Origin of the sequence: Limnohabitans sp. 103DPR2 (genome assembly GCF_001412575.1) — a bacterium.
In the GTDB taxonomy this organism is placed as follows: domain Bacteria; phylum Pseudomonadota; class Gammaproteobacteria; order Burkholderiales; family Burkholderiaceae_C; genus Limnohabitans_A.
This window is the reverse complement of record NZ_CP011834.1, coordinates 481,887-508,298: the sequence shown is the minus strand read 5'-3', so window position 1 is coordinate 508,298 and position 26,412 is coordinate 481,887. Positions and strand designations below refer to the sequence as shown.

At 54.9% G+C, this 26,412-nt stretch carries 35 protein-coding genes and 1 tRNA gene; 8 read left to right on the top strand and 28 right to left on the bottom strand.

All coding sequences use genetic code 11. The features are described 5' to 3' along the window. Positions 1–65: 65 nt before the first annotated feature. Genes thiL through L103DPR2_RS02425 form a run of 3 tightly spaced genes read left to right on the top strand, consistent with a single transcriptional unit; the run spans position 66 to position 2,022 of the window. Entirely contained in the window at positions 66–1,043 is a 978-nt protein-coding gene (gene thiL, locus L103DPR2_RS02435; RefSeq protein WP_055359593.1) for a thiamine-phosphate kinase, read from the top strand. 17 nt (positions 1,044–1,060) lie between these two features. Beyond that, positions 1,061–1,531 (top strand): phosphatidylglycerophosphatase A family protein, encoded by a 471-nt coding sequence (locus tag L103DPR2_RS02430; RefSeq protein WP_442915084.1) that lies wholly within the window; start codon positions 1,061–1,063, stop codon positions 1,529–1,531. Next, positions 1,528–2,022, top strand: coding sequence for a CinA family protein (locus L103DPR2_RS02425; RefSeq protein ID WP_442915083.1), 495 nt, complete (start codon positions 1,528–1,530; stop codon positions 2,020–2,022). The genes L103DPR2_RS02430 and L103DPR2_RS02425 overlap by 4 nt, the downstream gene beginning before the upstream one ends. A 110-nt stretch (positions 2,023–2,132) precedes the next feature. Here L103DPR2_RS02425 and L103DPR2_RS02420 read toward each other — a convergent pair. The 21 genes from L103DPR2_RS02420 to glpK all read right to left on the bottom strand — a co-directional run bounded on the left by L103DPR2_RS02420 (position 2,133) and on the right by glpK (position 14,389). Then, a tRNA-Met gene (locus tag L103DPR2_RS02420) sits at positions 2,133–2,209 on the bottom strand. A 76-nt stretch (positions 2,210–2,285) separates the two neighbouring features. Continuing rightward, on the bottom strand, positions 2,286–2,672 hold the full coding sequence (gene rplQ, locus L103DPR2_RS02415) for a 50S ribosomal protein L17 (RefSeq protein ID WP_055359590.1): 387 nt from the start codon (positions 2,670–2,672) through the stop codon (positions 2,286–2,288). Between the two features lie 156 nt (positions 2,673–2,828). Next, the gene (locus L103DPR2_RS02410) at positions 2,829–3,821 is read right to left on the bottom strand and encodes a DNA-directed RNA polymerase subunit alpha (protein WP_055359589.1); all 993 of its coding nucleotides are present in this window, start codon (positions 3,819–3,821) and stop codon (positions 2,829–2,831) included. A 103-nt stretch (positions 3,822–3,924) separates the two neighbouring features. Continuing rightward, entirely contained in the window at positions 3,925–4,548 is a 624-nt protein-coding gene (gene rpsD, locus L103DPR2_RS02405) for a 30S ribosomal protein S4 (RefSeq protein ID WP_055361796.1), read from the bottom strand. 81 nt (positions 4,549–4,629) lie between these two features. After that, a complete protein-coding gene (gene rpsK / locus L103DPR2_RS02400) occupies positions 4,630–5,034 on the bottom strand; it encodes a 30S ribosomal protein S11 (RefSeq protein ID WP_055359588.1) in 405 nt (134 codons plus the stop codon). Between the two features lie 19 nt (positions 5,035–5,053). Continuing rightward, positions 5,054–5,419: a 30S ribosomal protein S13 gene (gene rpsM, locus L103DPR2_RS02395; protein WP_028820149.1), complete on the bottom strand. Its 366-nt coding sequence runs from the start codon at positions 5,417–5,419 to the stop codon at positions 5,054–5,056. A gap of 25 nt (positions 5,420–5,444) precedes the next feature. Beyond that, positions 5,445–5,558: a 50S ribosomal protein L36 gene (rpmJ, locus tag L103DPR2_RS02390; RefSeq protein ID WP_028820150.1), complete on the bottom strand. Its 114-nt coding sequence runs from the start codon at positions 5,556–5,558 to the stop codon at positions 5,445–5,447. A gap of 37 nt (positions 5,559–5,595) precedes the next feature. Continuing rightward, entirely contained in the window at positions 5,596–6,918 is a 1,323-nt protein-coding gene (gene secY / locus L103DPR2_RS02385; protein WP_055359587.1) for a preprotein translocase subunit SecY, read from the bottom strand. Between the two features lie 16 nt (positions 6,919–6,934). Continuing rightward, on the bottom strand, positions 6,935–7,366 hold the full coding sequence (gene rplO / locus L103DPR2_RS02380; protein ID WP_055359586.1) for a 50S ribosomal protein L15: 432 nt from the start codon (positions 7,364–7,366) through the stop codon (positions 6,935–6,937). A 10-nt stretch (positions 7,367–7,376) separates the two neighbouring features. Further along, entirely contained in the window at positions 7,377–7,559 is a 183-nt protein-coding gene (rpmD, locus tag L103DPR2_RS02375; RefSeq protein ID WP_055359585.1) for a 50S ribosomal protein L30, read from the bottom strand. Between the two features lie 17 nt (positions 7,560–7,576). Continuing rightward, positions 7,577–8,095, bottom strand: a complete 519-nt coding sequence (rpsE, locus tag L103DPR2_RS02370; protein WP_055359584.1) for a 30S ribosomal protein S5 — start codon at positions 8,093–8,095, stop codon at positions 7,577–7,579. 18 nt (positions 8,096–8,113) lie between these two features. Next, complete coding sequence (gene rplR / locus L103DPR2_RS02365) at positions 8,114–8,479, bottom strand: 50S ribosomal protein L18 (protein WP_055359583.1); 366 nt, start codon at positions 8,477–8,479, stop codon at positions 8,114–8,116. 11 nt (positions 8,480–8,490) lie between these two features. Next, positions 8,491–9,024 carry a 50S ribosomal protein L6 gene (gene rplF, locus L103DPR2_RS02360; protein ID WP_055359582.1) on the bottom strand — a complete coding sequence of 178 codons (534 nt, stop codon included), beginning with the start codon at positions 9,022–9,024 and terminating at the stop codon, positions 8,491–8,493. Between the two features lie 19 nt (positions 9,025–9,043). After that, complete coding sequence (gene rpsH, locus L103DPR2_RS02355) at positions 9,044–9,439, bottom strand: 30S ribosomal protein S8 (RefSeq protein WP_055359581.1); 396 nt, start codon at positions 9,437–9,439, stop codon at positions 9,044–9,046. 19 nt (positions 9,440–9,458) lie between these two features. Further along, positions 9,459–9,764, bottom strand: a complete 306-nt coding sequence (gene rpsN, locus L103DPR2_RS02350; RefSeq protein ID WP_055359580.1) for a 30S ribosomal protein S14 — start codon at positions 9,762–9,764, stop codon at positions 9,459–9,461. 8 nt (positions 9,765–9,772) lie between these two features. After that, a complete protein-coding gene (rplE, locus tag L103DPR2_RS02345; RefSeq protein ID WP_055359579.1) occupies positions 9,773–10,312 on the bottom strand; it encodes a 50S ribosomal protein L5 in 540 nt (179 codons plus the stop codon). Between the two features lie 2 nt (positions 10,313–10,314). Then, the gene (rplX, locus tag L103DPR2_RS02340; RefSeq protein ID WP_055359578.1) at positions 10,315–10,635 is read right to left on the bottom strand and encodes a 50S ribosomal protein L24; all 321 of its coding nucleotides are present in this window, start codon (positions 10,633–10,635) and stop codon (positions 10,315–10,317) included. A gap of 9 nt (positions 10,636–10,644) precedes the next feature. Next, positions 10,645–11,013: a 50S ribosomal protein L14 gene (gene rplN, locus L103DPR2_RS02335; RefSeq protein WP_053172537.1), complete on the bottom strand. Its 369-nt coding sequence runs from the start codon at positions 11,011–11,013 to the stop codon at positions 10,645–10,647. After that, positions 11,010–11,261, bottom strand: a complete 252-nt coding sequence (locus L103DPR2_RS02330; RefSeq protein WP_055359577.1) for a hypothetical protein — start codon at positions 11,259–11,261, stop codon at positions 11,010–11,012. Before L103DPR2_RS02330 ends, rplN begins: the two co-directional genes overlap by 4 nt. 19 nt (positions 11,262–11,280) lie before the next feature. Further along, on the bottom strand, positions 11,281–12,867 hold the full coding sequence (locus L103DPR2_RS02325) for a glycerol-3-phosphate dehydrogenase/oxidase (RefSeq protein ID WP_055359576.1): 1,587 nt from the start codon (positions 12,865–12,867) through the stop codon (positions 11,281–11,283). A gap of 19 nt (positions 12,868–12,886) precedes the next feature. Next, positions 12,887–14,389, bottom strand: a complete 1,503-nt coding sequence (gene glpK / locus L103DPR2_RS02320) for a glycerol kinase GlpK (protein ID WP_055359575.1) — start codon at positions 14,387–14,389, stop codon at positions 12,887–12,889. 50 nt (positions 14,390–14,439) lie between these two features. Between glpK and proC the strand changes: the two genes are divergently transcribed. Next, the gene (gene proC, locus L103DPR2_RS02315) at positions 14,440–15,282 is read left to right on the top strand and encodes a pyrroline-5-carboxylate reductase (RefSeq protein WP_055359574.1); all 843 of its coding nucleotides are present in this window, start codon (positions 14,440–14,442) and stop codon (positions 15,280–15,282) included. A 14-nt stretch (positions 15,283–15,296) separates the two neighbouring features. Here proC and ubiA read toward each other — a convergent pair whose 3' ends face one another. From ubiA to L103DPR2_RS02295, 4 genes are read right to left on the bottom strand one after another with little or no spacing between them, the layout of a single operon-like run. Then, entirely contained in the window at positions 15,297–16,154 is an 858-nt protein-coding gene (gene ubiA / locus L103DPR2_RS02310; protein WP_055359573.1) for a 4-hydroxybenzoate octaprenyltransferase, read from the bottom strand. Between the two features lie 40 nt (positions 16,155–16,194). Further along, positions 16,195–17,160, bottom strand: a complete 966-nt coding sequence (locus L103DPR2_RS02305; RefSeq protein ID WP_055359572.1) for a hydrogen peroxide-inducible genes activator — start codon at positions 17,158–17,160, stop codon at positions 16,195–16,197. 9 nt (positions 17,161–17,169) lie between these two features. Then, the gene (gene recG, locus L103DPR2_RS02300) at positions 17,170–19,248 is read right to left on the bottom strand and encodes an ATP-dependent DNA helicase RecG (RefSeq protein ID WP_055359571.1); all 2,079 of its coding nucleotides are present in this window, start codon (positions 19,246–19,248) and stop codon (positions 17,170–17,172) included. Between the two features lie 59 nt (positions 19,249–19,307). Further along, positions 19,308–19,721, bottom strand: coding sequence for a transcriptional regulator (locus tag L103DPR2_RS02295; RefSeq protein WP_055359570.1), 414 nt, complete (start codon positions 19,719–19,721; stop codon positions 19,308–19,310). 184 nt (positions 19,722–19,905) lie between these two features. Here L103DPR2_RS02295 and queA point away from each other — a divergent pair, with 184 nt between their 5' ends. Continuing rightward, positions 19,906–21,018, top strand: a complete 1,113-nt coding sequence (gene queA, locus L103DPR2_RS02290) for a tRNA preQ1(34) S-adenosylmethionine ribosyltransferase-isomerase QueA (RefSeq protein WP_055359569.1) — start codon at positions 19,906–19,908, stop codon at positions 21,016–21,018. 68 nt (positions 21,019–21,086) lie between these two features. Then, entirely contained in the window at positions 21,087–22,259 is a 1,173-nt protein-coding gene (gene tgt / locus L103DPR2_RS02285; protein ID WP_055359568.1) for a tRNA guanosine(34) transglycosylase Tgt, read from the top strand. Positions 22,260–22,279: 20 nt separating this feature from the next. Here the strand turns inward: tgt and L103DPR2_RS02280 are convergent, their stop codons facing one another. Both L103DPR2_RS02280 and L103DPR2_RS02275 read right to left on the bottom strand, forming a co-directional pair. Then, complete coding sequence (locus tag L103DPR2_RS02280) at positions 22,280–23,581, bottom strand: FIST signal transduction protein (RefSeq protein WP_055361795.1); 1,302 nt, start codon at positions 23,579–23,581, stop codon at positions 22,280–22,282. Positions 23,582–23,594: 13 nt separating this feature from the next. Continuing rightward, entirely contained in the window at positions 23,595–24,215 is a 621-nt protein-coding gene (locus L103DPR2_RS02275) for a PhaM family polyhydroxyalkanoate granule multifunctional regulatory protein (RefSeq protein ID WP_055359567.1), read from the bottom strand. A gap of 122 nt (positions 24,216–24,337) precedes the next feature. Here L103DPR2_RS02275 and L103DPR2_RS02270 point away from each other — a divergent pair, with 122 nt between their 5' ends. Beyond that, positions 24,338–24,988 (top strand): glutathione S-transferase family protein, encoded by a 651-nt coding sequence (locus L103DPR2_RS02270; RefSeq protein WP_055359566.1) that lies wholly within the window; start codon positions 24,338–24,340, stop codon positions 24,986–24,988. A gap of 22 nt (positions 24,989–25,010) precedes the next feature. Here the strand turns inward: L103DPR2_RS02270 and L103DPR2_RS02265 are convergent, their stop codons facing one another. Then, the gene (locus L103DPR2_RS02265; RefSeq protein WP_055359565.1) at positions 25,011–25,829 is read right to left on the bottom strand and encodes an enoyl-CoA hydratase/isomerase family protein; all 819 of its coding nucleotides are present in this window, start codon (positions 25,827–25,829) and stop codon (positions 25,011–25,013) included. Positions 25,830–26,009: 180 nt separating this feature from the next. On the opposite strand from L103DPR2_RS02265, the gene L103DPR2_RS02260 reads away from it, so the two are divergent. Beyond that, the gene (locus L103DPR2_RS02260; protein ID WP_055361794.1) at positions 26,010–26,396 is read left to right on the top strand and encodes a TraR/DksA family transcriptional regulator; all 387 of its coding nucleotides are present in this window, start codon (positions 26,010–26,012) and stop codon (positions 26,394–26,396) included. Positions 26,397–26,412 lie beyond the last annotated feature (16 nt).

The window sequence follows — 26,412 nt, the reverse complement described above, 5'->3', positions numbered from 1 at the left end:
GTCAGCCCTAAATTGTTCAGGGCATGCAGATGCGCCAGGGCTTGTCAGAGGTTATGCTTGGGTTTATGGGTGAGTTTGATCTGATCGAAACCTTCTTCAAACGGCCAGCGCGGCATGCCACGCTGGGGGTGGGTGACGACTGCGCATTGTTGGGCGTCACGCCCGGCCAGCAATTGGCCATCTCCAGTGACATGCTGATCGAAGGTCGACACTTTCTCTCCACCGTCAACCCCCGTCATTTGGGGCACAAAGCCTTGGCCGTGAACTTGAGTGATCTGGCAGCCTGTGGCGCCAAACCCAAGGCGTTCATGTTGGCGCTGTCATTGCCCCAAGTGGACCCGCATTGGCTGTCTGAGTTTTCGCAAGGCCTTTGGACTTTGGCCGACGCCCACGACATCGACCTCATTGGCGGCGACACCACACGCGGCCCCTTGAACATTTGCATCACCGTTTTGGGCGAAGTGCCTGCGTCGCAAGCCCTGCTTCGAAGCGGTGCGCAAGTTGGAGATGACATTTATGTCAGCGGTCATTTGGGCGATGCGCGTTTGGCGCTTGAAGTTTTTCGAGGCCACATGAAAGTGCCTGCGCCTGTTTTTGAACACGCACGATGGCGCATGGAACAACCCACACCACGCATTGCATTGGGCATGGCTTTGCGCGGCATTGCGCATTCGGCGGCCGACATCAGCGACGGTCTGTTGGGCGATTTGGGGCACATTTTGAAAGCCAGCGGTGTGGGTGCCGAGATCGAAACACCGCAGGTGGCCAGCACCTTGGCCTGTCTCAACGCCAAAGAGTTTCTTGACCAGCTTGATTCTGCCAGTCAGTTGGCACTGACTTTGTCGGGTGGCGATGACTACGAGTTGGTCTTTACCGCAGCGCCTGATCAGCGAGAGGCTGTTGCGGCTGCCAGCCAGACCGCCCAAACGCGAGTCACGCGAATCGGGCACATCACAGCCACGCCTCACTTGGTTTTGCGAGACGCAAAGGGACAAGTGATGCCGAACACCTTTTCCTCTTTCGACCACTTCAAATCAGCATGAGACCCACTGCAGGCTTCATGGCAAAACATCCTGCGCATTGGATTGCCTTGGGCTTTGGCTCAGGACTTTCGCCTAAAGCGCCTGGCACGGTTGGCACTTTGTGGGCATGGGCCAGTTGGTGGGTTTTTCACGAGCACTTCACACAACTTGAGTGGGGCCTCCTTTTGGCTGCGTCCACCTTGGTAGGTTGGTGGGCCTGCAAAGTGACCGCAGAGAACATGGGCATCGCCGATCCTGGTGCCATTGTTTGGGATGAAGTGTTGGCGTTTTGGCTCATCCTTTGGTTGTTGGAGCCCAGTACTTTATTAACGCAATGCTTTGCGTTTGCGTTGTTTCGTTATTTCGACGCGGCAAAGCCTGGCCCGGTCGCTTGGGCCGATCGTTTGTTCAAAGGCTTTGGCTGGCGGGGCGCCTTTGGCATTTTGCTGGATGATTTTGTGGCTGCGTTTTGCACCCTTCTTTGCTTTGCACTTTGGAGAACCTGGTGACTTCTCTCATTCAACTTCATTGTGAAGCCCTTGCCCAAGCGCTGTTGGCGCACAAGGCATGCATCGCCACGGCAGAAAGCTGCACCGGCGGCATGATTGCCGCCAGTTGTACCCATTTGTCTGGCTCTAGCGCATGGTTTGAACGAGGCTTTGTGACTTACGCCAACGATGCCAAAACGGAGATGCTGGGCGTACCGTCCACGCTGATTGCACAGCACGGCGCGGTCAGCGAGGAAGTGGCCAAAGCCATGGCTTTGGGCGCTTTAGCGCACTCCAAGGCCAACTTCAGTGTGGCTGTCACAGGTGTTGCCGGTCCAACGGGCGGCAGCCCTGAGAAGCCTGTGGGCACAGTCTGGCTTGCATGGGCGTCTAGAAATCCTGCGCAATGCATCAGCATTCGCCAAGTTTTTTCGGGCGACAGACAAGCTGTCCGAGAGGCCACCACTGCACTGGCATTGGCACAGTTGGCCAAGATGGTGACTGGCAGCTGAAGCAGCCTTGCCACTTTTGAACGTGTTTCAGTGAAACATTTGGCCAAAAAAAATGCCCACCGAAGTGGGCATTTTTTCAATCAGCGGGCAAATGAATTTGCTGCTTAATTTGGTTGCGGGGGCCGGATTTGAACCAACGACCTTTGGGTTATGAGCCCAACGAGCTACCAGACTGCTCCACCCCGCGGTAAAAACGAGAGTATACCTTGTTAATCAGCTTTAATACTTAAGGTTTTAAAAATTAAAGCCAATTATTTGCAAACTTAAGCTTCAGGTGCTTGCTCGGCCACATCGGGACGATCAACCAACTCGACCAAAGCCATCGGTGCATTGTCACCCACGCGGTAACCCATTTTCAGGATGCGTGTGTAACCACCTGGGCGTGCATTGAAGCGGGGGCCGAGGTCTGTGAACAGTTTGGTGACGCTGTCGCGATCGCGCAAACGGTTGAAAGCCAAGCGGCGGTTGGCCACTGTGTCGACTTTGGCCAAAGTGATCATGGGCTCGATCACGCGGCGCAGTTCTTTGGCCTTGGGCACTGTTGTTTTGATCACTTCGTGCTCAATGATGGAGTTCATCATGTTTTGCAGCATTGCCAAGCGGTGTGAGCTTGTGCGATTGAGTTTACGTAGTCCGTGTCCGTGACGCATGGTGCTAATCCTTTCTTTATTAATCAAGCAGCCGTATCAGGTACTGCCCGTGCACTGCCCACCCTAGGAACTCAGGATGGGACTTTTGAAAAGCCAGCTATTTTAGCTGACTTGCTGAAAGGGTCTTCAGGTCAAACCTAAAGGAGCCCTCTCAAATTAACGCTTTTCCAAACCAGCAGGTGGCCAGCTCTCGAGCTTCATGCCCAAAGTCAAACCGCGTGAGGCCAAAACTTCTTTGATCTCGTTGAGTGACTTGCGACCCAAGTTAGGGGTCTTGAGCAATTCGTTCTCGGTGCGCTGAATCAGGTCGCCGATGTAGTAAATGTTTTCTGCTTTGAGGCAGTTGGCAGAGCGAACGGTGAGTTCGAGCTCGTCCACTGGGCGCAGCAAAATAGGATCGAAGCTGCTGGCGCCGCCGCGTTGTGCGGGTGCGTCGAATGCAGACAACTCGCTGCCTTCGAGCTGTGCGAACACAGCCAATTGCTCCACCAAGATCTTGGCAGAAGAGCGAACGGCATCTTCAGCGCTGATGGCACCGTTGGTTTCCATTTCGATGACCAACTTGTCGAGGTCGGTACGCTGCTCAACACGTGCGCTTTCGACTGTGTAGCTAACGCGCTTCACAGGTGAGAAAGAGGCATCGAGAACAATGCGACCCACAGATTTAGTGGGCTCATCGGCAAAACGGCGCATCGAACCTGGCACATAGCCACGGCCTTTTTCAACCTTGATTTGCATGTCGAGTTTGCCACCTTGTGACAGGTTGGCAATGACGTGCTCGGGGTTGATGATTTCAACGTCGTGCGGTGTTTGGATATCGGCCGCTGTGACAGGACCTTCGCCATCTTTGCGCAGGCTCAATGTCACTTCATCGCGGTTGTGCAATTTGAAGACCACACCTTTGAGGTTCAACAAGATGTTGACGACATCTTCTTGCACACCATCAATGGATGAGTACTCGTGAACAACACCAGCGATGGTGACTTCCGTAGCGGAATAACCCACCATAGAAGACAACAACACACGGCGCAGCGCGTTGCCCAAGGTATGGCCATAGCCACGCTCGAAGGGCTCCAAGGTCACCTTGGCGCGGTTGGGGCCGAGTTGTTCAACTTGGATGGCTTTGGGTTTCAACAGATTGGTTTGCATTCAGACTTCCTCTCAATACCCCCGGTTCGTTACACCGGTAAGGCTGATGAAGCACCCAAACCGCGATGCATCGCGGTAAGGGAACAATTGAAACAAGATGAGATTAGCGTGAATACAATTCAACGATCAATGATTCGTTGATGTCAGACGCAAATTCATCACGATCAGGAGCCTTCTTGAAGACGCCTTCAACTTTTTCGATGTTGACTTCAACCCAAGCTGGCATGCCAACTTGTTGAGCCAATTGCAAAGCTTCCAAAACACGTGTTTGTTTCTTGGACTTTTCACGAACAGCCACCACATCGCCAGCTTTGACGAGGTAAGAAGGGATGTTCACTGGGTGACCATTCACGGTGACCGCTTTGTGTGAAACCAATTGACGTGATTCAGCGCGAGTAGAGCCAAAGCCCATGCGGTAAACAACATTGTCCAAGCGTGACTCGAGCAAGCTCAACAGGTTAGAACCTGTGTTGCCTTTACGACGGTCAGCTTCAGTGAAGTAGCGGCGGAATTGCTTCTCGAGCACGCCGTACATGCGCTTCACTTTTTGCTTTTCGCGCAATTGCAAACCGTAGTCGGATGTACGCTGACCAGAAGTACGACCGTGTTGGCCGGGCTTGGTGTCAAATTTAGACTTGTCCGCAATAGAGCGACGTGCGCTCTTCAAGAACAGGTCAGTGCCTTCACGGCGGGAAAGTTTGGCCTTAGGGCCTAGGTAACGTGCCACTTGATCTTCCTTTTCTGTCAACTACCGCATGAGACATGCGGGAGCCATTGCCAGCACGGCAATGGCGGTGGGCTTTGCAAATTAGATACGACGACGCTTTTGAGGGCGGCAACCGTTGTGGGGCATGGGTGTGACGTCTGCAATCGATGTGATGCGGATGCCCAAGGCGCCCAATGCACGAACTGAAGACTCGCGACCTGGGCCTGGGCCTTTGATCTCGACGTCGAGGTTCTTGATGCCTTGTTCAATGGCGGCACGGCCAGCCACTTCGGAAGCAACCTGCGCTGCAAACGGTGTGGATTTACGTGAACCCTTGAAACCTTGACCACCTGAAGAAGCCCATGACAACGCATTGCCTTGGCGATCAGTGATGGTGATGATGGTGTTGTTGAACGAGGCGTGCACGTGTGCGATGCCGTCGGCAACGTTCTTGCGAACTTTTTTGCGCACGCGTTGTGCGGCGCTATTGGATGGGGCTTTTGCCATAGTGGTCTCTCAATCCCTGTTATTTCTTCAAGCCTGCAGCGCCTTTACGCGGACCCTTGCGAGTACGTGCATTGGTGCGAGTACGCTGACCACGCATGGGCAAGCCACGGCGGTGGCGGAAACCACGGTAGCAACCGATGTCCATCAAACGCTTGATGTTCATGGTTGTTTCGCGACGCAAGTCACCTTCAATGGTGATCAATGCGATTTGATCGCGAATTTTTTCCAGGTCGCCATCCGTCAGATCTTTGATCTTTTTGGAATAAGCAATGCCTGAAGCCTCGCAGATTTTGCGAGCGCGGGTGCGACCGATACCAAAGATAGCTGTCAAGCCAATTTCGGTATGCTTGTGCGGCGGAATGTTGATGCCAGCGATACGTGCCATTTTCGTCCTCTAATAACTCTTGCAATCAGCCTTGACGCTGCTTATGACGTGGGTCTGTGCAGATCACACGAACCACGCCTTTACGGCGAATGACTTTGCAGTTGCGGCAAATTTTTTTGACCGAAGCCGAAACTCTCATTTCATTTCTCCTAAAACTCTTTTACCTATCAATTCAATCACAGCGTGGTTTTGAAATTCGCTTTTTTAAGAAGCGACTCGTACTGCTGAGACATCATGTAGTTCTGAACTTGTGCCATGAAATCCATGGTCACCACAACAATGATCAGAAGTGAAGTGCCACCAAAATAGAACGGCACGTTGTACTTCAAGATCAAAAATTCGGGCAAGAGACAAACAAAGGTGATGTACACGGCACCGGCCAGTGTTAAACGCACCAAAATTTTGTCAATGAATTTGGCAGTGTGATCACCAGGACGAATGCCGGGGATGAACGCACCACTCTTCTTGAGGTTGTCGGCCGTCTCGCGGCTGTTGAACACCAAGGCAGTATAGAAAAAGCAGAAGAACACAATGGCAGCTGCATAGAACATCACATAGATCGGTTGACCTGGTGTGAGGGCAGAAGCCACGTCCTTCATGAACAACACCACAGCGTTGTTGGTTTCACCAGAACTGAACCAATTGATCACAGTGGCTGGCAACAAAATGATGGATGAAGCAAAGATGGGTGGAATGACGCCAGCCATGTTGAGCTTCAAGGGCAGGTGTGACGATTGACCGCCGTACACCTTGTTGCCCACCTGACGGCGAGCATAGTTCACCAAAATCTTGCGCTGGCCGCGTTCAACGAACACCACAAAATAAGTGACCAAAATAACCACAGCAATGATGAAGATGGAAACCAGAGGGCCCATGGCACCTGTGCGAACCAACTCCAACAATCCACCGATAGAGCCAGGCAAACCTGCAGCAATACCGGCAAAAATGAGAATAGAAATACCGTTGCCTAAACCGCGCTCGGTGATTTGCTCACCCAGCCACATCAGGAACATGGTGCCTGCAGTCAAGCTGACCACAGCGGTCATGCGGAAACCAAAACCGGGGGCAATGACCAAACCAGCAGAAGCTTCCAAAGCCATGGCAATTCCCAAGGATTGGAACAAAGCCAAACCCAAAGCGCCAAAGCGTGTGTACTGCGTAATCTTGCGACGTCCAGCTTCGCCCTCTTTCTTGAGCTGCTCGAAAGCAGGCAAGACATAAGTGAGCAATTGCATGATGATGGACGCAGAGATGTAAGGCATGATGCCCAACGCGAACACGGTGAAGCGCGACAAAGCACCGCCCGAGAACATGTTGAACAAGCTCAGAATGCCGCCCTGCTGACCATTGAAGAGTTGCTGCAGTTGTGCGGGGTCAATGCCTGGAACAGGAATGTGCGCACCCACACGGTAAACCACCAGCGCGAGCAACAAGAAGACGAGACGGCGACTCAAGTCTCCGTACTTGCCTTTGTTTGCTGTTGTTGCGCTAGTGACCACTGCGTACTTCTCTCAATTAAGCCAATGAACCGCCAGCAGCTTCGATGGCTGCTTTAGCGCCGGCTGTTGCGCCAATGCCTGTCAACTTGACAGCTTTGGTCAACGAACCAGTTTTGACAACCTTGACTACTTTGGCCAGCTCGCCCACCAGGCCAGCTTGCTTCAGTGCCAACACGTCAACTTCGGGCAAGCCGAGGTTTTCGAGTGCTGTCAATGTGACTTCAGCATTGAACTTCAAGAGGTGAGACTTGAAGCCACGCTTGGGCAGACGACGTTGCAAAGGCATTTGACCGCCTTCGAAACCCACTTTGTGGTAGCCGCCTGAACGGGATTTTTGACCTTTGTGTCCACGGCCGGCGGTTTTACCCAGACCCGAACCGATACCACGGCCAACGCGACGCTTGGCGTGTTTAGCGCCAGCTGCAGGTTTGATGCTGTTGAGTTCCATCAGATATCTCTCAGAGAACTTTGACCAGATAGCTGATCTTGTTGATCATGCCGCGAACTGAAGGTGTGTCCTGCAATTCGCTGACGCTGTTGAGCTTGCGCAAGCCCAGACCACGAACGGTGTCGCGGTGGTCTTGTTTGCAGCCGATAGGGCTGCGAACCAATTGAACCTTGACGGTTTGTTGAGTTGTCATTGGTGTGCCTTTCGGGTTCAAGCGAAGATGTCTTCAACGCTCTTGCCACGCTTGGAGGCAATTTCATATGCCGTTGTGCAGTGGGTCAAAGCGTCCAAAGTGGCGCGAACCATGTTGTAAGGGTTTGACGAACCATGGCTTTTTGCCACGATGTCAGTGATACCCATCACTTCGAAAACAGCACGCATTGGGCCGCCGGCAATGATGCCAGTACCCTTGGGAGCGGGCGCCATGAAAACGCGCGCTGCACCGTGGTGACCGTAAACGGTGTGATGGATGGTGCCGTTTTTGAGCGACACTTTGTGCAAGTTGCGACGAGCTTCTTCCATGGCTTTTTGAACAGCAGCTGGCACTTCTTTCGATTTGCCTTTGCCCATGCCCACTTTGCCATCGCCGTCACCAACCACTGTCAAAGCTGCGAACGCCAAAATGCGACCACCCTTAACAACCTTGGTAACGCGGTTCACCGCGATCATCTTCTCGCGCAGACCGTCTTCTGGACCGTCACCTTGTGCTTTTGCCTGAAACTTAGCCATTTGTAATTTCCGATCCGTTTAGAACTGCAAGCCAGCTTCGCGAGCGGCTTCAGCCAAAGCTTTGACACGACCGTGGAAGGCAAAACCTGCGCGGTCGAAAGCTACTTTTTCAACACCAGCAGCTTTCGCTTTTTCAGCGATGCGCTTGCCGATCAGTTGCGCTGCATTGGCGTTACCACCCTTGCCGGCTGCGCCGAGTTCTTTGCGAACATCGGCTTCGGCTGTAGATGCACTGGCCAACACTTTGCTGCCGTCGCCGGAAATGACGCTGGCATAAATGTGAAGATTGGTACGGTTCACTGTCAAACGTGCCACGCCTTGCTGTGCAATGCGGATGCGTGTTTGACGTGCACGACGGAGACGCTGCTCTTTTTTGGTCAACATGATGCAGCTCCTTATTTCTTCTTAGTCTCTTTGATCGTGATCTTCTCATCCGCATAACGGATGCCCTTGCCTTTGTAAGGCTCGGGAGGACGAACAGCACGAATCTCAGCAGCAATCTGACCCACACGTTGGCGGTCAGCACCTTTGATGATGATTTCAGTTGGCGCAGGTGTTTCCACTTTGATGCCAGCAGGCATGTCAATGTTCACAGGGTGCGAATAACCAACTGCCAAATTCAACTTGGCGCCTTGGGCTTGGGCTTTGTAACCCACACCAATCAAAGTCAGCTTCTTCTCGAAGCCTTTGGTCACACCAGTCACCATGTTGTTCACCAGCTGACGCATGGTGCCGCTCATGGCATTGGCTTCACGGGAGTCATTGACCGGATCAAAGGTCAACTTGCCGTTGTCGTTGTTTACTTTGACCAACAAGCTAGAAGCGGTGGCAAGCGTGCCGCCAGTTCCTTTGACGCTGATTTGGTCTTCTTTGATGGACACATCCACGCCAGCGGGGATGGTCACAGGCATTTTTCCTACACGGGACATTTTCTAGTCTCTCCTGCGCTTAAGCGACGTAGCAAAGAACTTCGCCGCCGACACCGGCTGCGCGCGCTTTGCGGTCGGTCATCACGCCTTGGGGTGTGGTGACGATGGCCACGCCCAAACCGTTGAGGACTTGTGGAATGGCATCGCGGCCTTTGTAAACGCGAAGGCCAGGGCGACTGACGCGCTCAATGCGCTCAATCACAGGGCGACCTGCGTAGTACTTCAGGGCGATTTCAAGTTCGGACTTACCGCCCGCTGTCTTGACTTGGAAGCCGTCGATGTAACCTTCATCTTTCAGCACCTGGGCAATTGCCACCTTCACTTTGGAAGAGGGAATTGAAACGGAGGCCTTGGCCACCATTTGTGCGTTGCGGATGCGAGTCAGCAAATCGGCAATGGGATCACTCATGCTCATGTTGTATCTCTCCTGCCGATTACCAGCTGGCTTTGGTCACGCCAGGAATGTTGCCTTGGAAGGCTAATTCACGAATTTTGGCGCGGCCGAGGCCGAATTGACGGAACGTGCCACGTGGACGACCAGTGATCGCGCAGCGGTTACGTTGACGTGTGGGGTTCGCATTGCGTGGGAGCTTTTGCAAACCCAAACGGGCTGCTGCGCGCTCTTCGTCGCTGCGTTTTGGATCTTGAGAAATGGCTTTCAATTCCGCGTGTTTAGCCGCGTACTTGGCCACCAATTTGTCTCGCTTGAGCTCGCGCTCGATCAAAGCTACTTTAGCCACGTGTCACCTCAGTTCTTGAACGGGAAGCGGAAGCCGGCGAGCAATGCTTTGCATTCGTCGTCGGTCTTGGCTGTCGTGGTGATGCTGATATTGAGACCGCGCAAAGCGTCAACCTTGTCGTACTCAATTTCAGGGAAAATGATTTGCTCTTTCACGCCGACGTTGTAGTTGCCACGGCCGTCAAAAGCACGACCAGAGATACCACGGAAGTCACGCACGCGGGGCAAAGCCACGGTGACGAAGCGATCCAGGAATTCATACATTTGCACGCCACGCAATGTGACCATGCAACCAATGGCTTGACCTTCGCGGATTTTGAAACCAGCGATTGGCTTTTTAGCCTTGGTAACGACTGGCTTTTGACCAGCGATTTTTGTCAAGTCGCCCACCGCGTTGTCCATGACCTTTTTATCGGCAACGGCTTCGCTCACTCCCATGTTCAGAGTGATTTTGGTGATGCGGGGCACTTCCATGACTGATTTGTAACCAAACTTGGTCATCAGTTCAGGCGCAATTTTTTCGCGGTATTGTTGTTGTAGACGTGCCATTTTTATGCCACCTTGATTTCTTCGCCGCTGGACTTGTAAACGCGAACGCGTTTGCCATCAGCCAACAACTTGATGCCCACGCGATCAGCCTTGCCTGTAGCTGCATTGAAAATGGCTACGTTGGACTGGTGAATAGGCATTGTTTTTTCGATGATGCCGCCAGTGGTACCCTTCATTGGGTTTGGCTTGGCATGCTTCTTAACGAGGTTAACGCCTTCAACCACCAGGTGTGAATCATCGGCACGCAGTGACACAGTGCCACGCTTGCCTTTGTCACGACCGGCGATGACGATGACTTCGTCGCCTTTGCGAATCTTGTTCATGTCGGGTCCTTAGAGAACTTCAGGTGCCAAGGACACGATCTTCATGAACTTCTCAGTACGCAGCTCGCGCGTCACTGGGCCGAAGATGCGGGTGCCGATAGGCTCCAACTTGGCATTGAGCAAAACTGCTGCGTTGCCATCGAATTTAACGAGAGAGCCATCACCACGGCGAATGCCCTTGGCTGTACGAACGACCACAGCACTGTAAACCTCGCCTTTTTTGACGCGGCCACGGGGCGCAGCTTCTTTGATGCTCACTTTGATAATGTCGCCAACACTTGCGTAACGACGTTTAGATCCGCCCAGCACCTTGATGCAAAGGACGGACTTAGCGCCGGTGTTGTCGGCAACATCCAACCGAGTTTCTGTCTGAATCATTTCAATATTTCCCAACTTGCACCTTGTGCACCGCAACTTGCAGAAGTGTCTTGAAAGACGCTTTGCTTGCCCACAGCACCAAGATCAGTCTTGGACCCGTCATCCACACCACGAACCACTCGCAGTGCTTTTGTTTGGGTAGATAACTTCGCTTTTTTAACAGCGAAGCCCGCGATTGTTACAACATTTTTGGGCCGTGTCAACACTTTCGGGGTCAAAAAACTGTGAATTTTCCAGTTTTGACCCATTTTTTAACCCAACAAGGGGTCACGAGCGCACTTGATAGGTCTCGGCCAAGGCTATAAAGGCCGCCAATTGCGCGTCACCCCCCGTTTCGGCTTCCAACAGGCTGGCCACCTCTGGCGCAATCTGGGCAGCCTTTTTGGCGTCCAAGAACAACAAGCGCTTGCGCCTGGCCAAGACGTCCTCCACGGTTCGTGCATATTCATAGCGCGCAGCAAAGCGAACCATGGCTTCACTGACATGGGGGCTGAGCCAATGGTCATGACCCGCCATTTCACGGAGCAGGGGCGCATCTGTGCCATAGGCGGCCAGAGGGTCGTCGGGTGCTGGCGTCTGAGCACCCCACAGCGACGTATGCACCGTGACATCTTCCGCCGTGAGAGACAAGAGGTGCGCCTTGCGGATGCACTGCATCACATCGGCCGCCATGGCCCTGTACGTGGTCCATTTGCCACCCATCACGCTGATCAGACCATTGGTGGCCAGTTTGACGGTGTGTTCACGGCTGATGTTTTGGGTCGCGCTTGGCGTCTTGCCTGCATCGGATTGGGCGCCAGCCAAAGGCCGCAAACCAGCCCACACACTGGTCACATCATGTCGCGTGGGCACCTTGGCCAAGTACTTTCCAGCTTCTTCTAAGATTTGGTCAATCTCAGAGTCCAGCGCTTGCGGCTCCCATTCAACCAATGACTTGGGCGTGTCGGTGGTGCCCAACAAAACTTTGCCTTGCCAAGGCACGGCAAACAGCACGCGGCCATCTTGTGTGCGCGGCACCAACAGGGCCGTCTCACCAGGCCAGAACGACGCATCGACGACCAAATGCACGCCCTGACTGGGGCTGACGGCATGCGGCACACGGGTTTGCGTGGTGTCGGCCACACGGGTTTGCGTCATGGCTTCAATCTCGTCCACCCATACGCCTGTGGCGTTGACCACGCAACGCGCTTTGATGTGATGCGCAAATCCCGTCTCGGCATCGGTGCATGTGAGGCCGCACACTTTGCCAGTGCCCAAGGTGGTGAGCAAGCCCGTGACAGGCATGTGATTGATGACCAAGGCACCATGCGCCGCTGCCGTGCGCGCCAAGGCCAAAGCCAAACGCGCATCGTCAAATTGGCCATCCCAATATTGCACGCCCCCCACCAAATGCGTGGCCAATGTGCCCGGCGCTTTGTGCAATGTTTCGTTGCGATTGAGAAATTGAGTGGGCCCTAAACCCGCGCGGCCTGCCAACAGGTCGTACAGCTTGAGGCCCAAGCCATAAAACCATTGGTCGATGCGGCGGTAAGCGGGCATGACAAAGGGCATGGCATGCGCCAAATGGGGCGCGTTGCGCAACAATGTTTGGCGCTCGTGCAGCGCCTCCCAGACCAAGGGCAAATGTCCTTGCGCCAAATAACGCACACCGCCATGAATCAATTTGGTGGACCGCGATGACGTGCCTTTGGCAAAGTCGTGGGCTTCCACCAGGACAACCTTGAGGCCGCGCACTGCCGCATCAACCGCGGTTCCCAAGCCAGTGGCGCCGCCGCCAATGATGGCCAGGTCGTACTCATCCACACTGGCCAAGCGCGCCATCAATTGCGCTCGGTCTGTCTTCAAAGGCTTCATTCAACTGCTTCTTTAAAGTTCAATCTTGCGCCCAAGCGCGCGATCGCGCAACTGCTTGGCGCCAACGGGCCATTCCCGCTTCGCGTTCAGCAGATGCAATCTGCGGCACAAAGCGTTTGTCTTCAGCCCATTGCGCGGAAATTTCTTCAGCGCTGGTCCAAAAGCCTGTGGCCAATCCTGCCAAATAAGCAGCACCCAACGCTGTTGTTTCTGTTATCCGCGATCGCACCACAGGCACACCCAGCGCATTGGCTTGCAGTTGCATCAACAAATTGTTCTGACTGGCGCCGCCGTCCACCCGCAGCTCCGTCAGTGCCAGGCCACTGTCTTTGGACATGGCCTGAAACACATCGGCCACTTGCCATGCAATGGCTTCTAGCGCCGCTCGGGCAATGTGCGCGCGCGTGGTGCCACGCGTCATGCCGATCAACAAGCCTCGGGCCTGGCCATCCCAATCGGGCGCACCCAGTCCCGCAAACGCGGGCACCATGTGCACATCACCGGTGTTGGGCACGCTGGCGGCCAAAGCTTCCACATCGCTTGCTTTGTCGATGATTTGCAAACCATCACGCAGCCATTGCACCGTTGCACCCGCCATGAACACCGAACCTTCTAAAGCATAGGCTGTTGAATGCGCCGCAGTCTGCGGTCCTTGCCATGCCACGGTGGTGAGCAATTGGTTGCGGCTTTGGACTGGCACAGACCCCGTGTTCATGAGCATGAAGCAGCCAGTGCCATACGTGTTCTTGGCCATGCCCGGTGCAAAACACGCTTGGCCAAAAGTGGCCGCTTGCTGATCGCCAGCCACACCGGCAATGGGGATGGGCGCGCCCAACAAGTTGGCATCGGTTTGGGCCAACACGCCGCTGCTGGGCAGCACCTGCGGCAACACAGAAGCAGGCACATTGAACAGCTTCAAAAGCGAGGCATCCCATGCTTGGGTGTGCAAATTGAACAGCAAGGTGCGCGAGGCATTGCTGGGGTCGGTGGCATGCACGCGGCCACCCGTCAGGTGCCAGATCAACCAAGTGTCAATGGTGCCAAATGCCAAGTGACCTTGCTCGGCTTTTTGTCTTGCACCCGGCACATGGTCTAACAACCAAGCCAGCTTGGTGGCTGAAAAATACGCATCCAACACCAAGCCTGTTTTGCGCTGAATTTCTGCGGCTTTCCCAACTTGTTTGAAACGCTCGCACACAGCGGCAGTGCGTCGGTCTTGCCACACGATGGCAGGCGCAATGGGCACGCCGGTGCGGCGGTCCCAGACTACCGTGGTTTCGCGCTGGTTGGTGATGCCGATGGCTTGAATCTGCTGCGCTTGGATGCCGGCTTGATTGACCACATCCTGCATGACGGTTTTTTGGGTGCGCCAAATCTCCATGGCATCGTGCTCCACCCAACCCGGTTTGGGGAAATGCTGCGTGAATTCTTGTTGCGCAGTGGCCACGGGGTGGCCCTCTCGGTTGAACAGCACCGCCCTCGAGCTGGTGGTGCCTTGATCAAGTGCAAGGATGTAAGTCATGGCCACGAGATTAACCGAAACAAGCGCAGCAAAAAAGAGACAATACGCGCATGACTTCCACACCCATCACTGATTTCAAACAAGCACGCTTGGCCTTCATTGGCGGCGGCAACATGGCCAGCGCCATCTTGGGCGGCCTTCTCAAGCAAGGTCTTGCAGCATCTCAAGTTTGCGTGGTCGAACCGTTCGCCGACACGGCCGCCAAACTCCAAAGTGATTGGGGTGTGACGGTATTGCCTGCGGCAAGTGCAGCATTGGCCCAAAGCGATTTGGTCATTTGGGCTGTCAAACCCCAAGTCTTCAAAGAGGCCGCGGCACCTGTTTCACAGTTCACCGGCAAAGCCTTGCACTTGTCGGTGGCCGCTGGCATTCGAAGTGACAGCATTGCGCGTTGGCTGAACACCGACCGCATCGTGCGCAGCATGCCCAACACACCCGCCTTGGTGGGACAGGGCATTACAGGTTTGTTTGCCCGCGAAGGCGTCTCGGCGAACGACAAACACTTGATTGAGCAGGTGCTGAAAAGCACAGGCGAGTGGCTGTGGGTCAAGCGAGAGTCAGACCTGGATGTGGTCACCGCGCTGTCTGGCTCGGGCCCGGCCTACGTGTTTTATTTCTTAGAAGCCATGACCGAGGCGGGTGTGCAAATGGGCTTGACGGCTGAGCAGTCTTACCATTTGGCGCAAGCGACCTTTGGCGGTGCCACGCACTTGTCACGTCAGTCCAGCGAGTCGCCCGAAGTTTTGCGCCAGCGTGTCACATCCAAAGGGGGCACCACTTATGCAGCGCTCACTTCGATGGCAGACGCCAAAGTGAAAGAGGCCTTCATTCAAGCCATGTTGGCGGCGCAGCGCCGCGCTGGTGAATTGGGCGATGAGTTCGGCAAAGACTGAAGCGCATCAGCGCTTCAAGTGCCCATCAGGCTGCTGAGCGCCAATCCGGCAAACACAGCAAAACCCACCCAGTGGTTCAAGCGAAACGCTTGGAAGCAGCCATCACGGGTGCGGTCTTTGATGAGCACAAAGTGCCATGCGGCTTGACCGGCAGCGGCAGCCAAGCCCGCCTGAACCCATGGTTTGTGAGGTGCATCGAGTAACACGCCCCACACCACCAAATAGGCGGCATAAAAAACCATAATGGCGCGCACATCCCAATCACCCAATGTGATGGCAGATGTCTTCATGCCGATTTTCAAATCGTCATCGCGATCGACCATAGCGTACTCAGTGTCGTAAGCCAACACCCAGAACAAATTGCCGATCAACAAGGCCCACGCTTGCCATGGCACCTCACCTGTAACAGCTGCAAAAGCCATGGGAATGCCAAAGCTGAAAGCCACGCCCAACACGGCTTGCGGCATGGCCACAAACCGTTTGGCGAAAGGGTAAATGACGGCAACTGCCAAGGCCGCAAAGGACCATGCCACCGTTTCAACGCGCAAGGTCAAGACCAGAGCAAATGCCAACAAAGCCAGTACCGCGCCCAAGGCCAAGGCCTCTTTCACGCCGATGCGACCACTGGTGACGGGGCGCTGTGCGGTGCGCTTCACATGGCGATCGAAATCGCGATCGGCCACATCGTTCAAACAACAGCCAGCGCTGCGCATCAAAATTGTGCCCAAGGTGAACACAGCGATCAAATGCCACCCCGGAAAACCATCTGCCGCCAACCACAGCGCCGACAAGGTGGGCCACAACAAGAGCAACCAACCCGCGGGGCGATTCCAGCGAATCAAGTCCAAATAGAGGGCCAGTTTTTGATGCATCAGGCTTGACACAGAATGAGGCTAAGGTGCGCGCAAAGCATCACGACAACCGTGTGACGCCAGGCAATTTGCAAGCGTAAATGGCATTGCGAAGGGCGGCAATGGCTTCGTAGCGCGTGAAGCTTTTGCGCCATGTGAGCACAACTCGGCGAGTCGGCGGCAAACCGCCTGATTCATCAACGATGGGCAAGTAAAGAATGTCGGCGTCTTCGTTTTTTTTGCGCTTGGGTTGTTCGGCCATGGCCTCTTCGGGCACCGACAAACGCGGCACCAAGGTGACGCCCATGCCTGCGGCCACCATGTGCCGAATGGTTTCCAATGAAGAACCTTCAAAGCTTTTGCGAATGCCTTCGGCGTTGCTTGAGAACCTTGCAAACTCGGGACACACTTCCAACACGTGATCGCGGAAACAATGACCACTGCCGAGCAGCAGCATGGTCTCGTTTTTAAGTTGTTCTGCCGTGATGGACTTCTTCTTGCCCAGTGGGTGCTTCAAGGGCAAAGCCGCCATAAAGGGCTCGTCATACAAAGGCGCAGTGGCCATGCCCGCATCAGGAAACGGCTCGGCCAAGATGGCGCAATCAATTTCACCAGCGCGCAACATTTCCATTAACTTGACTGTGAAATTTTCATGCAACATGAGCGGCATCTGCGGCGTTTTGCGCATCGATTGCTTCATCAAGTCGGGCAACAAATACGGGCCAATGGTGTAGATCACGCCCAGACGCAAAGGCCCTGCCAAAGGATCTTTGCCGCGCTTGGCAATCTCTTTGATTTCGGCTGCCTGCTCAAGCACTCGTTGCGCGTGTTGAATGATCTCTTCACCCAAGGGCGTCACACTGACTTCGTTGGCGTTGCGCTCAAACAATTTGACGTCGAGCTCTTCTTCTAATTTTTTGATGGCCACCGACAAAGTGGGCTGCGACACAAAGCAGGCGTCGGCCGCTTTGCCAAAGTGCCGTTCACGCGCCACCGCCACAATGTATTTCAGCTCTGTCAGGGTCATGCCAATGTCTCAAGCTTTCAAAAACTCAGATTTTCCACCCAGCCAGCGTGCAATGTGACGCTCGGCCATCTCGGGGTATTTTGCCAAGAGCATAGGCGCAATTTGCCGTGCCCAGACCAACAAGTCTTCATCGGTGGCCAAATCGGCGAAACGCAACAGGGGTGCGCCCGATTGCCTGGCCCCTAAAAATTCGCCCGGTCCCCGAATTTCCAAATCGCGGCGGGCAATTTCAAAGCCATCGTTGGTGTCGACCATGGCGCGCAAACGCTCACGCGCCGTTTCACTCAAACGACCGCCGTCTGGTGTGCCGTACAACAAAACACAAGCCGACGCTGCCGCGCCACGGCCTACTCGGCCGCGCAATTGGTGCAGTTGACTGAGGCCAAATCGTTCGGCATGTTCAATCACCATCAGGGAGGCGTTGGGCACATCCACGCCCACCTCAATGACGGTGGTGCTGACCAAGACGCCCATGCTGCCTTGCGTGAATTGCGCCATCACATCGCGTTTCTCTGTCACCGACATGCGCGAATGCAAGAGACCCACCGTGACCCCTGGCAAGACGGCAGACAACTCTTCGTGCGTGGCGGTGGCATTGGTCAGGTCAAGTGCTTCGCTCTCTTCAATGAGGGGGCAGACCCAATACACCTGCCGACCTTCGGCCAATTGCGCCCCAATGCGGCCAATCACTTCATCGCGTCGGCTGTCCGAGATCACCTTGGTCACCACAGGTGTGCGGCCTGGCGGCAACTCATCAATGACCGAGACCTCCAGGTCAGCGTAGTAACTCATGGCCAGGGTGCGCGGAATCGGCGTGGCCGTCATCATCAGCAGGTGGGGCTCCATGCCCTCTTCTTGCATCTTGTCGCGCAGCGCCAAGCGCTGCGCCACGCCAAAGCGATGCTGCTCATCGATCACCGCCAAGGCCAAGTTTTTGAATTTCACTTGCTCTTGAATGACGGCATGGGTACCGACCACCAAGGCTGCTTGGCCTGATTCAATCAAGGCCAGCATTTCGTTGCGTTCTTTTTTCTTTTGACTGCCGGTGAGCCAAGCCACTTGCACGCCCAAAGGGGCCAGCCATCCCACCAACTTGGCGAAATGTTGCTGCGCCAAAATTTCGGTAGGTGCCATCAGTGCGCATTGCCAACCGGCGTCAATGGCCAACATGGCCGCCAGAGCGGCCACCACGGTTTTGCCTGCGCCCACATCCCCCTGAAGCAAACGGTGCATAGGGACAGGACGGGCCAAATCTTGGGCGATTTCTTCGCCAACGCGTTGTTGCGCAGCGGTCAACTGAAAAGGCAAAGCGGCTTGAAGTTGGTCGTGCCAGCCCCCCTTTTTGGCTTTCAAGGCAGGCGCGCGAAGGCGGTCTCGTTCTTGTTTGGCCATGTGCTGAGAGAGCTGCTGCGCCAACAATTCTTCGGCTTTGAGGCGCTGCCAGGCCGGGTGGCTACGGTCTTCTAATGCGGCAATGGAAGCATCAGCTGCGGGGTGATGTAGGTAAGTGAGTGCCTGCCTCAAGCTGTGCATGGCTTGTCCGCGCGGTGCTTGGGGCCAGGCCAAGGAAGGCGGTAAAGACTCCGACAAATCGGCCCGCGACAAAGCGCCTGCAATGGCCCGACGAAGGTAGGCCTGTGGCAATCCTGCCGAGGTGGGATAGACCGGCGTCAAGGCAGAAGGCAATTCGCCCGTGGCCGACTTGAAGGCCGGATGCATCATGGTCAGGCCCAAAAAGCCCCCGCGAATTTCACCCCTGGCGCGGATCACTTGACCCACAGCCAGTGCTTTTTGCTGCGCGGGGTAGAAGCTGAAAAACCGCAACACACAGGTGTCTGTGCCATCGTCAACGGTCACCAGCAATTGCCTGCGGGGACGCAGTTGCACTTCGGAGGCGGTGACAGTGGCTTCGATTTGAACCGAATCACCCTCGCGGGCCTCGTTCAATTTGACGATGCGCGTTTCGTCTTCGTAGCGCAAAGGTATGTGCAGGGCCAAATCGATGTCGCGCACCAAACCCATTTTGCGCATCGCTTTTTGCGGCGCAGACAAGGGTTTGGGCGGTGACGATGCGGAAGGGGCAACCATGCCGCCATTGTGCCGTGAGCTTGCCGCAAAGCACGCGCGACCACTCGATCAAATGGCTTTCAGGGCAGGGATTTTGCGGCTTGCGCCATGACAAAGGCAGACACAACGTCTCGGATGGTCTTGCGTTCTTCTGGGGACAAGGACAGGTAACGGTCGACCATCTCGCGATCGGCCAGGCCCATTTCGATGGGGCCCGAGTCCATTTCAAAGACGTAAGTTTTGCCAGGTGCACGGCCAAAACGCAGCTCGTCTGGACTGACTTGCAACCAATCGGCCAACACGCGAAGCTTGTCCTGCGTGGGCATGACTTTGCCAAGCAACCAATTTCGGGCGGTGTGGGGGGTGATGCTGCGGCCGTGGTAGCGGAGGTTGAACGCGTTGGCGACCACCGTTGGGGACGCACGCACCCCCGAACTCTCCAACGCACTGCGCAAGCGATCAGCAAACTGTTGAGATTCTGGTACGGTTGGCATTCCCCTAAGGTACTGTCTGGGGTCTGCCTGAAAGTGAATTTGGATATTTACTTTCTTGAATGTTATTTACATTCATGGCACATTGACCCCATCCCCAAGGGGCTAGGGTTTCAGTATCTACCTCTTTGAGTCGTGGGACAATCTATTTTTTTACTTGGAACGGGCCTGTCCGGCCCTCAAGCACATGACCGCTTCTTTGCCTTTGACCGCTTCAAACGACGCCCAGCGCCAGTTCAGTTTGAGCGATTTTGATTTTCACCTCCCCCCAGACCTCATTGCCCAGCACCCTGTTGCCGAGCGAAGCCACTCCAAATTGTTGGACGGGCGTGGTATTCAGCCCGCCAACCGCATCTTCAAAGACTTGCCCAGCCTGATGCAGCCAGGCGACTTGCTGGTGTTCAACGACACCCAGGTGATCAAAGCCCGCATCTTTGGTGAAAAGTCCACAGGCGGCAAAGTGGAGCTTTTGATTGAACGGGTGCTGCCGGGTCACCAAGTGGTGGCGCACATGAAGGTCAGCAAAAAGCCGCCACTTGGCGGTGTTCTGTACATGGGCCGAGATGCCAAGTCGGGAGCCCCGGGGTTCACCGCTACGCTGACGGGTCGCTGGCCCGACGAAAAGGGCGCGCTGTTTTGTTTTTCACTGAGCGATGAACCGCATTCGTTGATGGCCCAATACGGCCACGTGCCACTGCCGCCCTACATCGAGCGGCCCTACGATGGCAGCGGCAGCGAAGCGGACATTGCAGAAGACGAACGTCGCTATCAAACCGTGTTTGCTCGCAACCCTGGTGCCGTTGCAGCACCTACGGCAGCCTTGCACTTTGACGATGCCTTGTTAGTGCAACTGAAAACCATGGGCGTGCAAACGGCCAGCGTCACTTTGCACGTCGGCGCAGGCACATTTCAGCCGGTCAAAACTGAAAACATCGCGGAACACACGATGCACAGCGAATGGTATGACGTGCCAGAAAGCACCCAACAAGCTTTGCACGACTGCCGCGCACGGGGCGGCAAGGTGTGGGCCGTGGGCACCACCTCCGTGCGCACCTTGGAGTCTTGGGCCAAATCCGGTCAAGCCCAAGGCGACACGCAAATCTTCATCACCCCAGGTTTTGAGTTTCAATGGGTGGACTGTCTCATCACCAATTTTCATTTGCCCAAAAGCACCTTGATGATGTTGGTCAGCGCCCTCGCCGGTTACGACCGTGTGATGGCACTTTATGCCCATGCCATTGAACAACGCTACCGTTTTTTCAGTTATGGCGATGCCATGCTGCTCACGCGCGCCGCTTGATCGATCCTCAGGTGCGCGCCTAGTGCGCAATTTGCGCCATCTTTGACAACACTTACTTAGAATGAAGCATGCTTCAATTTGAACTTCTCAAAACCGACCCGCACAGCCACGCGCGCCGCGGTCAATTGACCCTGAACCATGGCGTGGTGCAAACCCCCATCTTCATGCCCGTGGGCACCTACGGCACTGTGAAGGGTGTGATGCCGCGCAGCCTTGAAGAGATGGGTGCGCAAATCATTTTGGGCAACACTTTTCATTTGTGGATGCGCCCGGGCCTCGACATCATGGCAAGTTTTGGTGGCTTGCACGGTTTTGAAAAATGGCAGAAGCCGATCCTGACTGACTCGGGTGGCTTTCAAGTTTGGTCCTTGGGCGAGATGCGCAAAATCACCGAAGAAGGTGTGCACTTTTCATCGCCTGTGAATGGTGACAAATTGTTCATGTCCCCTGAGGTCAGCATGCAAATTCAAACGGTGTTGAACTCGGACATCGTGATGCAATTGGACGAGTGCACGCCTTACGAAACCAAAGGTCACCTCACCACAGAAGCCGAGGCGCGTAAGTCGATGGAGATGAGTTTGCGTTGGGCCAAGCGCAGCCAAGACGAATTCAAGCGATTGGAAAATCCCAATGCTTTGTTTGGCATTGTGCAAGGCGGCATGTTTGAAAACTTGCGCCAAGAGTCACTCGATCATCTGGTCGACATGAATTTTCCGGGCTATGCCATTGGCGGCGTGAGTGTGGGCGAGCCCAAAGAACAAATGCTGCAAATCATGGCGCACACGCCGCACCGTTTGCCGGCACACAAGCCACGCTACTTGATGGGCGTTGGCACGCCCGAAGATTTGGTGGAAGGCGTGGCGCAAGGCGTTGACATGTTTGACTGTGTGATGCCCACGCGCAATGCCCGCAATGGCACTGTGTTCACGCGCTTTGGCGATTTGAAATTGCGCAACGCGCGTCACAAAACAGATCATCAACCGCTGGACACCACCTGCACATGCCATGCTTGCGCCGGCAGCTCTGGCGTGTCGTGGGACGAGGGTGGCCGCGAAGGCTTCAGCCGTGCGTATTTGCATCACCTGGATCGCTGCGGTGAAATGCTCGGCCCCATGTTGACCACCATTCACAACTTGCACTACTACTTGAACCTCATGAAGGAAGTGCGTGCTGCATTGGAAACAGACAGCTTTGCGGCTTTCCAAACGCAATTCAAACAAAACCGCGCTCGCGGTGTTTGAGGCTGCTACAAAAACTGCGTTTAAGTGGCTTCAGCCGGTGTGGTGAAAACAGTTAACACACCGGTGTAGCCATACAGATGGTGATGGGCAATTTCACCGCTTGCAAAGAAGCCCACCAAGGGCACGTCGCCCAATGCGTGACGCACCCATTGCAACTCGGCACTATCGCCGCCAAAGTGCGGACCCCCGCGACCTGAACAACTGACATACACCGCACCAGCAATGCGCCGTGCAGGATGTGGCGCTGCTTCGGCCTTACTGGCCGCCAAAGCGTGTGCTGTTTCCATGCTCAAAGTTTCAGGCTCTAGCTCTTCTCTGATCTCTGCGCAAATTCTGCGCAGATCGGCCTTGGCCGCTTGCAAACTCATTTGGCAAAACGCCAAACGTTCGCCCGCTTCCACATGCTCAGCAATGGCAATGCCTTTGCGTGCGGGGTCGAGGCCAATGATGTGGCGAACGCGCACATCCGCACCCAAACTGCCCGTTCTGCCAATGGCGCGTTGCCCCGCTGAGGTGAGGCCCACCAAGGTTGCGCGCACTGCAGGCAATGCTTTTTGCGGATCGCTCAAAGACACTTGCAAATCTTCCAGCAACACATCAAGTGCAGGCAGACCATCGAGTTGGTAAATCACATTGCCTTGGGCTTCTGTGATTTCGCGTTCTTTGCCAAGCGGTGCGCAGCCCTGCGTCACGCGCGACAAGATTTGCACATCGGGCGACCAGGCGACGCCACTGAGTCCACCAGTCAAAACGCCGTTGCTCAAGTCGTGGGAGGGCGATGAATCGAAGGTCTCTTGAAAAGTATTTGAAGAGGCATCGTAGGGCGCTTGCCAAGCAAATTGAACATTTTGTTTGCGACTGGCTGTGAGGCCCCCAAACAAATAACCAGACTGGGTACGACCCGCCATTTCGGCAATCAATTCAGCCAAGTCGGGCGTTTGCGGATCGGCATGGACCAACGCACTCTGCGCCACAAAATCGGCAGGCAAGGCTTGTGCACCAGAAAACACGCGGTAATGCGCCGCGGGCACATCGCACAACATCAAAGCCATGCCAGGCTCGTCAAAATATTCTGCATTGTTGGCCGCCACACCCACCCCCACGGTACCGGCCCAATCTTTGACCATGGGCAACTCGTGCCGCAGGTGCGCCAAGATGGCTTGCGCTTCGTTGGCGTAATGGTCGGTGATGTAGAGCAGGCCCAGGCGGGGCTTGCTTGCGTGGCCAGGCAAGGTCATTTGCGCGCGCACTTGCGCGATGACCAGGCCAGCTGCCATTTGCCACTGCGGATGCGTGGCGTGGCCAAAGGGAAACAAACTCATGAGGTGGGTGATCTTAGATGGCGCTTGATGGTGCGGCAGCACCCGCATTTTTAGCGCGAGAAGGGCGTGCTTTTTTGGCGGCTGTTTTCTTTCGCACTGGTTTAGGCGCATCTTTCATGGCCTTTGCCGCAACGTCCTTGACAGCCGCCGCTGCGATGTTTTGAAATTGCTGCGTCAGCGAGCCCCACCATTGCATGGGATCGACCGCTGGTTTTTCGGGGGCTTCTGCAGAAGCTTCTGTCGCCCCTTCAGCGGCGCTTGTTGCTGCTTGGCTTGTTGCCGTGTCTTTGACTGGATTCAGATCTGGCATTTTGGCAGTGAAGGCCTTGGCCAAATCGGCCATGTTGACATTCATGCCTTGCAATGTGGACAAGGTCATCTTTTGAACTTCCAAGGCTTGAATGGTGGCCTTGAGTGCGTTGGTGTTTTGCTCTAACCAAAACTGAACTGTTTTGAGTTCTTGAATACGTTTGTCCAACTCTTCGATGTTCAGTGTGGGTGCGACCCAACTGGCCATGTTGGGCATGCCTTGGGGCGAGCCTGTCGCACCAGGGTTGGCCGCTTGCCCCAGGTTTTGTAAAAAATCAAAACCAGGTACAAATTTTCCAAATCCGAAGGCAGATGGGTCGCTCATGGGTCGCTCCTAGAGAAAGGTCTTGGGTATAAGCTTAACGCATCGCCAAATCGCGTCAACTTGGAGACGCCAAATCGTCAGCGCAGCGCATAAGCTTGCGCTTTCTAATGAGGAGACACGACATGCTGAAACTCTGCGGCTTTGGCGCCAGCAACTATCACAACAAAGTTAAATTGGCGCTGCTTGAAAAGGGCGTGGCCTTTGAAGAAGAGTTGGTTTGGGTGGGCGAAACAGACCCATTGGGCAGTCCGTTGGGCAAAGTGCCTTATTTGAAAACAGAACACGGCAACCTGTGCGAATCGACTGTGATGGTGGAATACATCGAGCAAGCCTATCCCGCCCACCCCTTGATGCCCCAAGACCCCTTTGCTGCTGCCAAAGTGCGCGAGTTGATGACGTTCTTGGACTTGCACTTGGAATTGCTTGCGCGCAATTTGTATCCAGAGGCTTTCTTTGGCGGCAAGGTCAGCGATGCCACCAAAGAAAAAATTGGTGCGCAGCTTGAGAAAAACGTGGCGGCCTTTGCCACCTTGGCGCAGTTCAAGCCTTTCATTGCCGGCGCAGAAATGACCTTGGCCGACTGCACCGCTGCTGTTCACTTGCCAGTGATCACGGCCGCCACCAAAACCATCTATGGCCGTGACTTCTTGGCGGACTTGCCCGTCAAAGCCTACATGAAGATGTGGGCAGAAAGACCCAGCATGCAACGCGTGCATGCTGATCGCAAAGCAAGCAACGAGCTCTTCATGGCGCGCATGACAAGCAAGCCCTGAAACATGGCTTCGAAGCTGAACCTTAATACTTGGGTGGGCGGCGAGCACGCAAGCTGGCCACCCCTTCTTGGACATCGGGTCCTGCAAAGCCCATGAACTCCAAGGCCAATGAAGCGTCGAACGTTGGACCTGCTTGGCGTAACCAATTGTTCAAAGCATACTTGGTCCACCGAATGGCCGTTTGACTGCCTGAGGCCAATCTGTCGGCCACTTCGTAGGCTTTGGAAAGCAACTCTGCCTCTTCCACTGCCAACGACACCAAGCCCATGCGCTCGGCTTCTTCACCACTGACCGGCTCGCACAACAACAAATAGTATTTGGCCTTGGCCATGCCACAGAGCAAAGGCCAAATGATGGCCGCATGGTCACCTGCAGCCACGCCCAAGCGCGTGTGGCCATCCACAATTTTGGCCGTCTTGGTGGCAATTGAAATGTCGGCCAACAAGCCCGCTACCAAACCAGCGCCGACCGCAGGGCCGTGCATGGCACTGACAATGGGCTTGTCACAATTGATCACGTTGTAGACCAAATCGCGTGCCTCTTTCCAGACGCGACTACGAACATCAAAATCACGCGCCATGTCTTCGACCAACTTTAAGTCGCCGCCACCCGAGAAGCCCAGTCCTTCACCGCGGAGCACCGCTGCACGCACGGTGTCATCGCGCGACACATCGCGCCAAATTTCGGCCAACTCCCAATGTCCGTCGTGCCCAGCCGTGGGCAATTTGCCATTGCCGCCTGGGCCGTCGGCTTTCATTTGAATGTCCAACACGCCACCGTTGACACCTCTGCGGGTGATGCGAAGGGTTTGGTATCTGCTGTAGTCAACGGCCTGCGTCATAGGGTCTCCTGATGAATGGGTGTCAATTTATAGCATCTGTATTGTCCTCGGAAGTCATTCAAGCTTGAATGCTTTCATGACGTGCATCAATACCACCCCGCTTCAGTCTGCCTACGATGATCTCAAGGTGGTCAGCAGGCGCAAAACCGCAAAGCCTCCTGCCTTCATTAGGAAATGGTCATGAAAAACGATCTTCAAAAAGAATCTCTTCGGCAGCTGTTGCTGGCTCAAAAAGTTCAGTTGCTTGAAAAAATCAAGCAAGAGCGAGGCGGCTTGAGTGGCCGCGCAGAAGCGGCTTCAGCCCAGTTGTCTGCGGCCGAACAATCGCATGCACAAAACATGACCGAACGTGACACGGCTTTTGCCATGCAAGAACACAATGTAGCCGAGCTCGAGGCCATTGAAGATGCACTCGGCCGCATCACCAAAGGCACCTACGGAATTTGTCAAGACTGTGAAGTGGAAATCCCCATCACACGATTGCTGGCATTCCCTGCGGCCATGCGCTGCATTGAATGCCAAGCTGGCGCAGAAAAATTGGCAGGCCCTAATGCGGCTTTACATTGATTCATTCACTTCAAGG

Bases quoted from the DNA above. Each gene is read 5' to 3' on its own strand.
- thiL (WP_055359593.1), top strand. From the start codon at position 66: ATGGGTGAGTTTGATCTGATCGAAACCTTCTTCAAACGGCCAGCGCGG.
- L103DPR2_RS02430 (WP_442915084.1), top strand. From the start codon at position 1,061: ATGGCAAAACATCCTGCGCATTGGATTGCCTTGGGCTTTGGCTCAGGA.
- rplQ (WP_055359590.1), bottom strand. From the start codon at position 2,672: ATGCGTCACGGACACGGACTACGTAAACTCAATCGCACAAGCTCACAC.
- L103DPR2_RS02410 (WP_055359589.1), bottom strand. From the start codon at position 3,821: ATGCAAACCAATCTGTTGAAACCCAAAGCCATCCAAGTTGAACAACTC.
- rpsK (WP_055359588.1), bottom strand. From the start codon at position 5,034: ATGGCAAAAGCCCCATCCAATAGCGCCGCACAACGCGTGCGCAAAAAA.
- rpsM (WP_028820149.1), bottom strand. From the start codon at position 5,419: ATGGCACGTATCGCTGGCATCAACATTCCGCCGCACAAGCATACCGAA.
- rpmJ (WP_028820150.1), bottom strand. From the start codon at position 5,558: ATGAGAGTTTCGGCTTCGGTCAAAAAAATTTGCCGCAACTGCAAAGTC.
- rplO (WP_055359586.1), bottom strand. From the start codon at position 7,366: ATGGAACTCAACAGCATCAAACCTGCAGCTGGCGCTAAACACGCCAAG.
- rpmD (WP_055359585.1), bottom strand. From the start codon at position 7,559: ATGACAACTCAACAAACCGTCAAGGTTCAATTGGTTCGCAGCCCTATC.
- rpsE (WP_055359584.1), bottom strand. From the start codon at position 8,095: ATGGCTAAGTTTCAGGCAAAAGCACAAGGTGACGGTCCAGAAGACGGT.
- rplR (WP_055359583.1), bottom strand. From the start codon at position 8,479: ATGTTGACCAAAAAAGAGCAGCGTCTCCGTCGTGCACGTCAAACACGC.
- rplF (WP_055359582.1), bottom strand. From the start codon at position 9,024: ATGTCCCGTGTAGGAAAAATGCCTGTGACCATCCCCGCTGGCGTGGAT.
- rpsH (WP_055359581.1), bottom strand. From the start codon at position 9,439: ATGAGCATGAGTGATCCCATTGCCGATTTGCTGACTCGCATCCGCAAC.
- rplE (WP_055359579.1), bottom strand. From the start codon at position 10,312: ATGGCACGTCTACAACAACAATACCGCGAAAAAATTGCGCCTGAACTG.
- rplX (WP_055359578.1), bottom strand. From the start codon at position 10,635: ATGAACAAGATTCGCAAAGGCGACGAAGTCATCGTCATCGCCGGTCGT.
- rplN (WP_053172537.1), bottom strand. From the start codon at position 11,013: ATGATTCAGACAGAAACTCGGTTGGATGTTGCCGACAACACCGGCGCT.
- L103DPR2_RS02330 (WP_055359577.1), bottom strand. From the start codon at position 11,261: ATGGGTCAAAACTGGAAAATTCACAGTTTTTTGACCCCGAAAGTGTTG.
- L103DPR2_RS02325 (WP_055359576.1), bottom strand. From the start codon at position 12,867: ATGAAGCCTTTGAAGACAGACCGAGCGCAATTGATGGCGCGCTTGGCC.
- glpK (WP_055359575.1), bottom strand. From the start codon at position 14,389: ATGACTTACATCCTTGCACTTGATCAAGGCACCACCAGCTCGAGGGCG.
- proC (WP_055359574.1), top strand. From the start codon at position 14,440: ATGACTTCCACACCCATCACTGATTTCAAACAAGCACGCTTGGCCTTC.
- ubiA (WP_055359573.1), bottom strand. From the start codon at position 16,154: ATGCATCAAAAACTGGCCCTCTATTTGGACTTGATTCGCTGGAATCGC.
- L103DPR2_RS02305 (WP_055359572.1), bottom strand. From the start codon at position 17,160: ATGACCCTGACAGAGCTGAAATACATTGTGGCGGTGGCGCGTGAACGG.
- recG (WP_055359571.1), bottom strand. From the start codon at position 19,248: ATGGTTGCCCCTTCCGCATCGTCACCGCCCAAACCCTTGTCTGCGCCG.
- L103DPR2_RS02295 (WP_055359570.1), bottom strand. From the start codon at position 19,721: ATGCCAACCGTACCAGAATCTCAACAGTTTGCTGATCGCTTGCGCAGT.
- queA (WP_055359569.1), top strand. From the start codon at position 19,906: ATGACCGCTTCTTTGCCTTTGACCGCTTCAAACGACGCCCAGCGCCAG.
- tgt (WP_055359568.1), top strand. From the start codon at position 21,087: ATGCTTCAATTTGAACTTCTCAAAACCGACCCGCACAGCCACGCGCGC.
- L103DPR2_RS02280 (WP_055361795.1), bottom strand. From the start codon at position 23,581: ATGAGTTTGTTTCCCTTTGGCCACGCCACGCATCCGCAGTGGCAAATG.
- L103DPR2_RS02275 (WP_055359567.1), bottom strand. From the start codon at position 24,215: ATGAGCGACCCATCTGCCTTCGGATTTGGAAAATTTGTACCTGGTTTT.
- L103DPR2_RS02270 (WP_055359566.1), top strand. From the start codon at position 24,338: ATGCTGAAACTCTGCGGCTTTGGCGCCAGCAACTATCACAACAAAGTT.
- L103DPR2_RS02265 (WP_055359565.1), bottom strand. From the start codon at position 25,829: ATGACGCAGGCCGTTGACTACAGCAGATACCAAACCCTTCGCATCACC.
- L103DPR2_RS02260 (WP_055361794.1), top strand. From the start codon at position 26,010: ATGAAAAACGATCTTCAAAAAGAATCTCTTCGGCAGCTGTTGCTGGCT.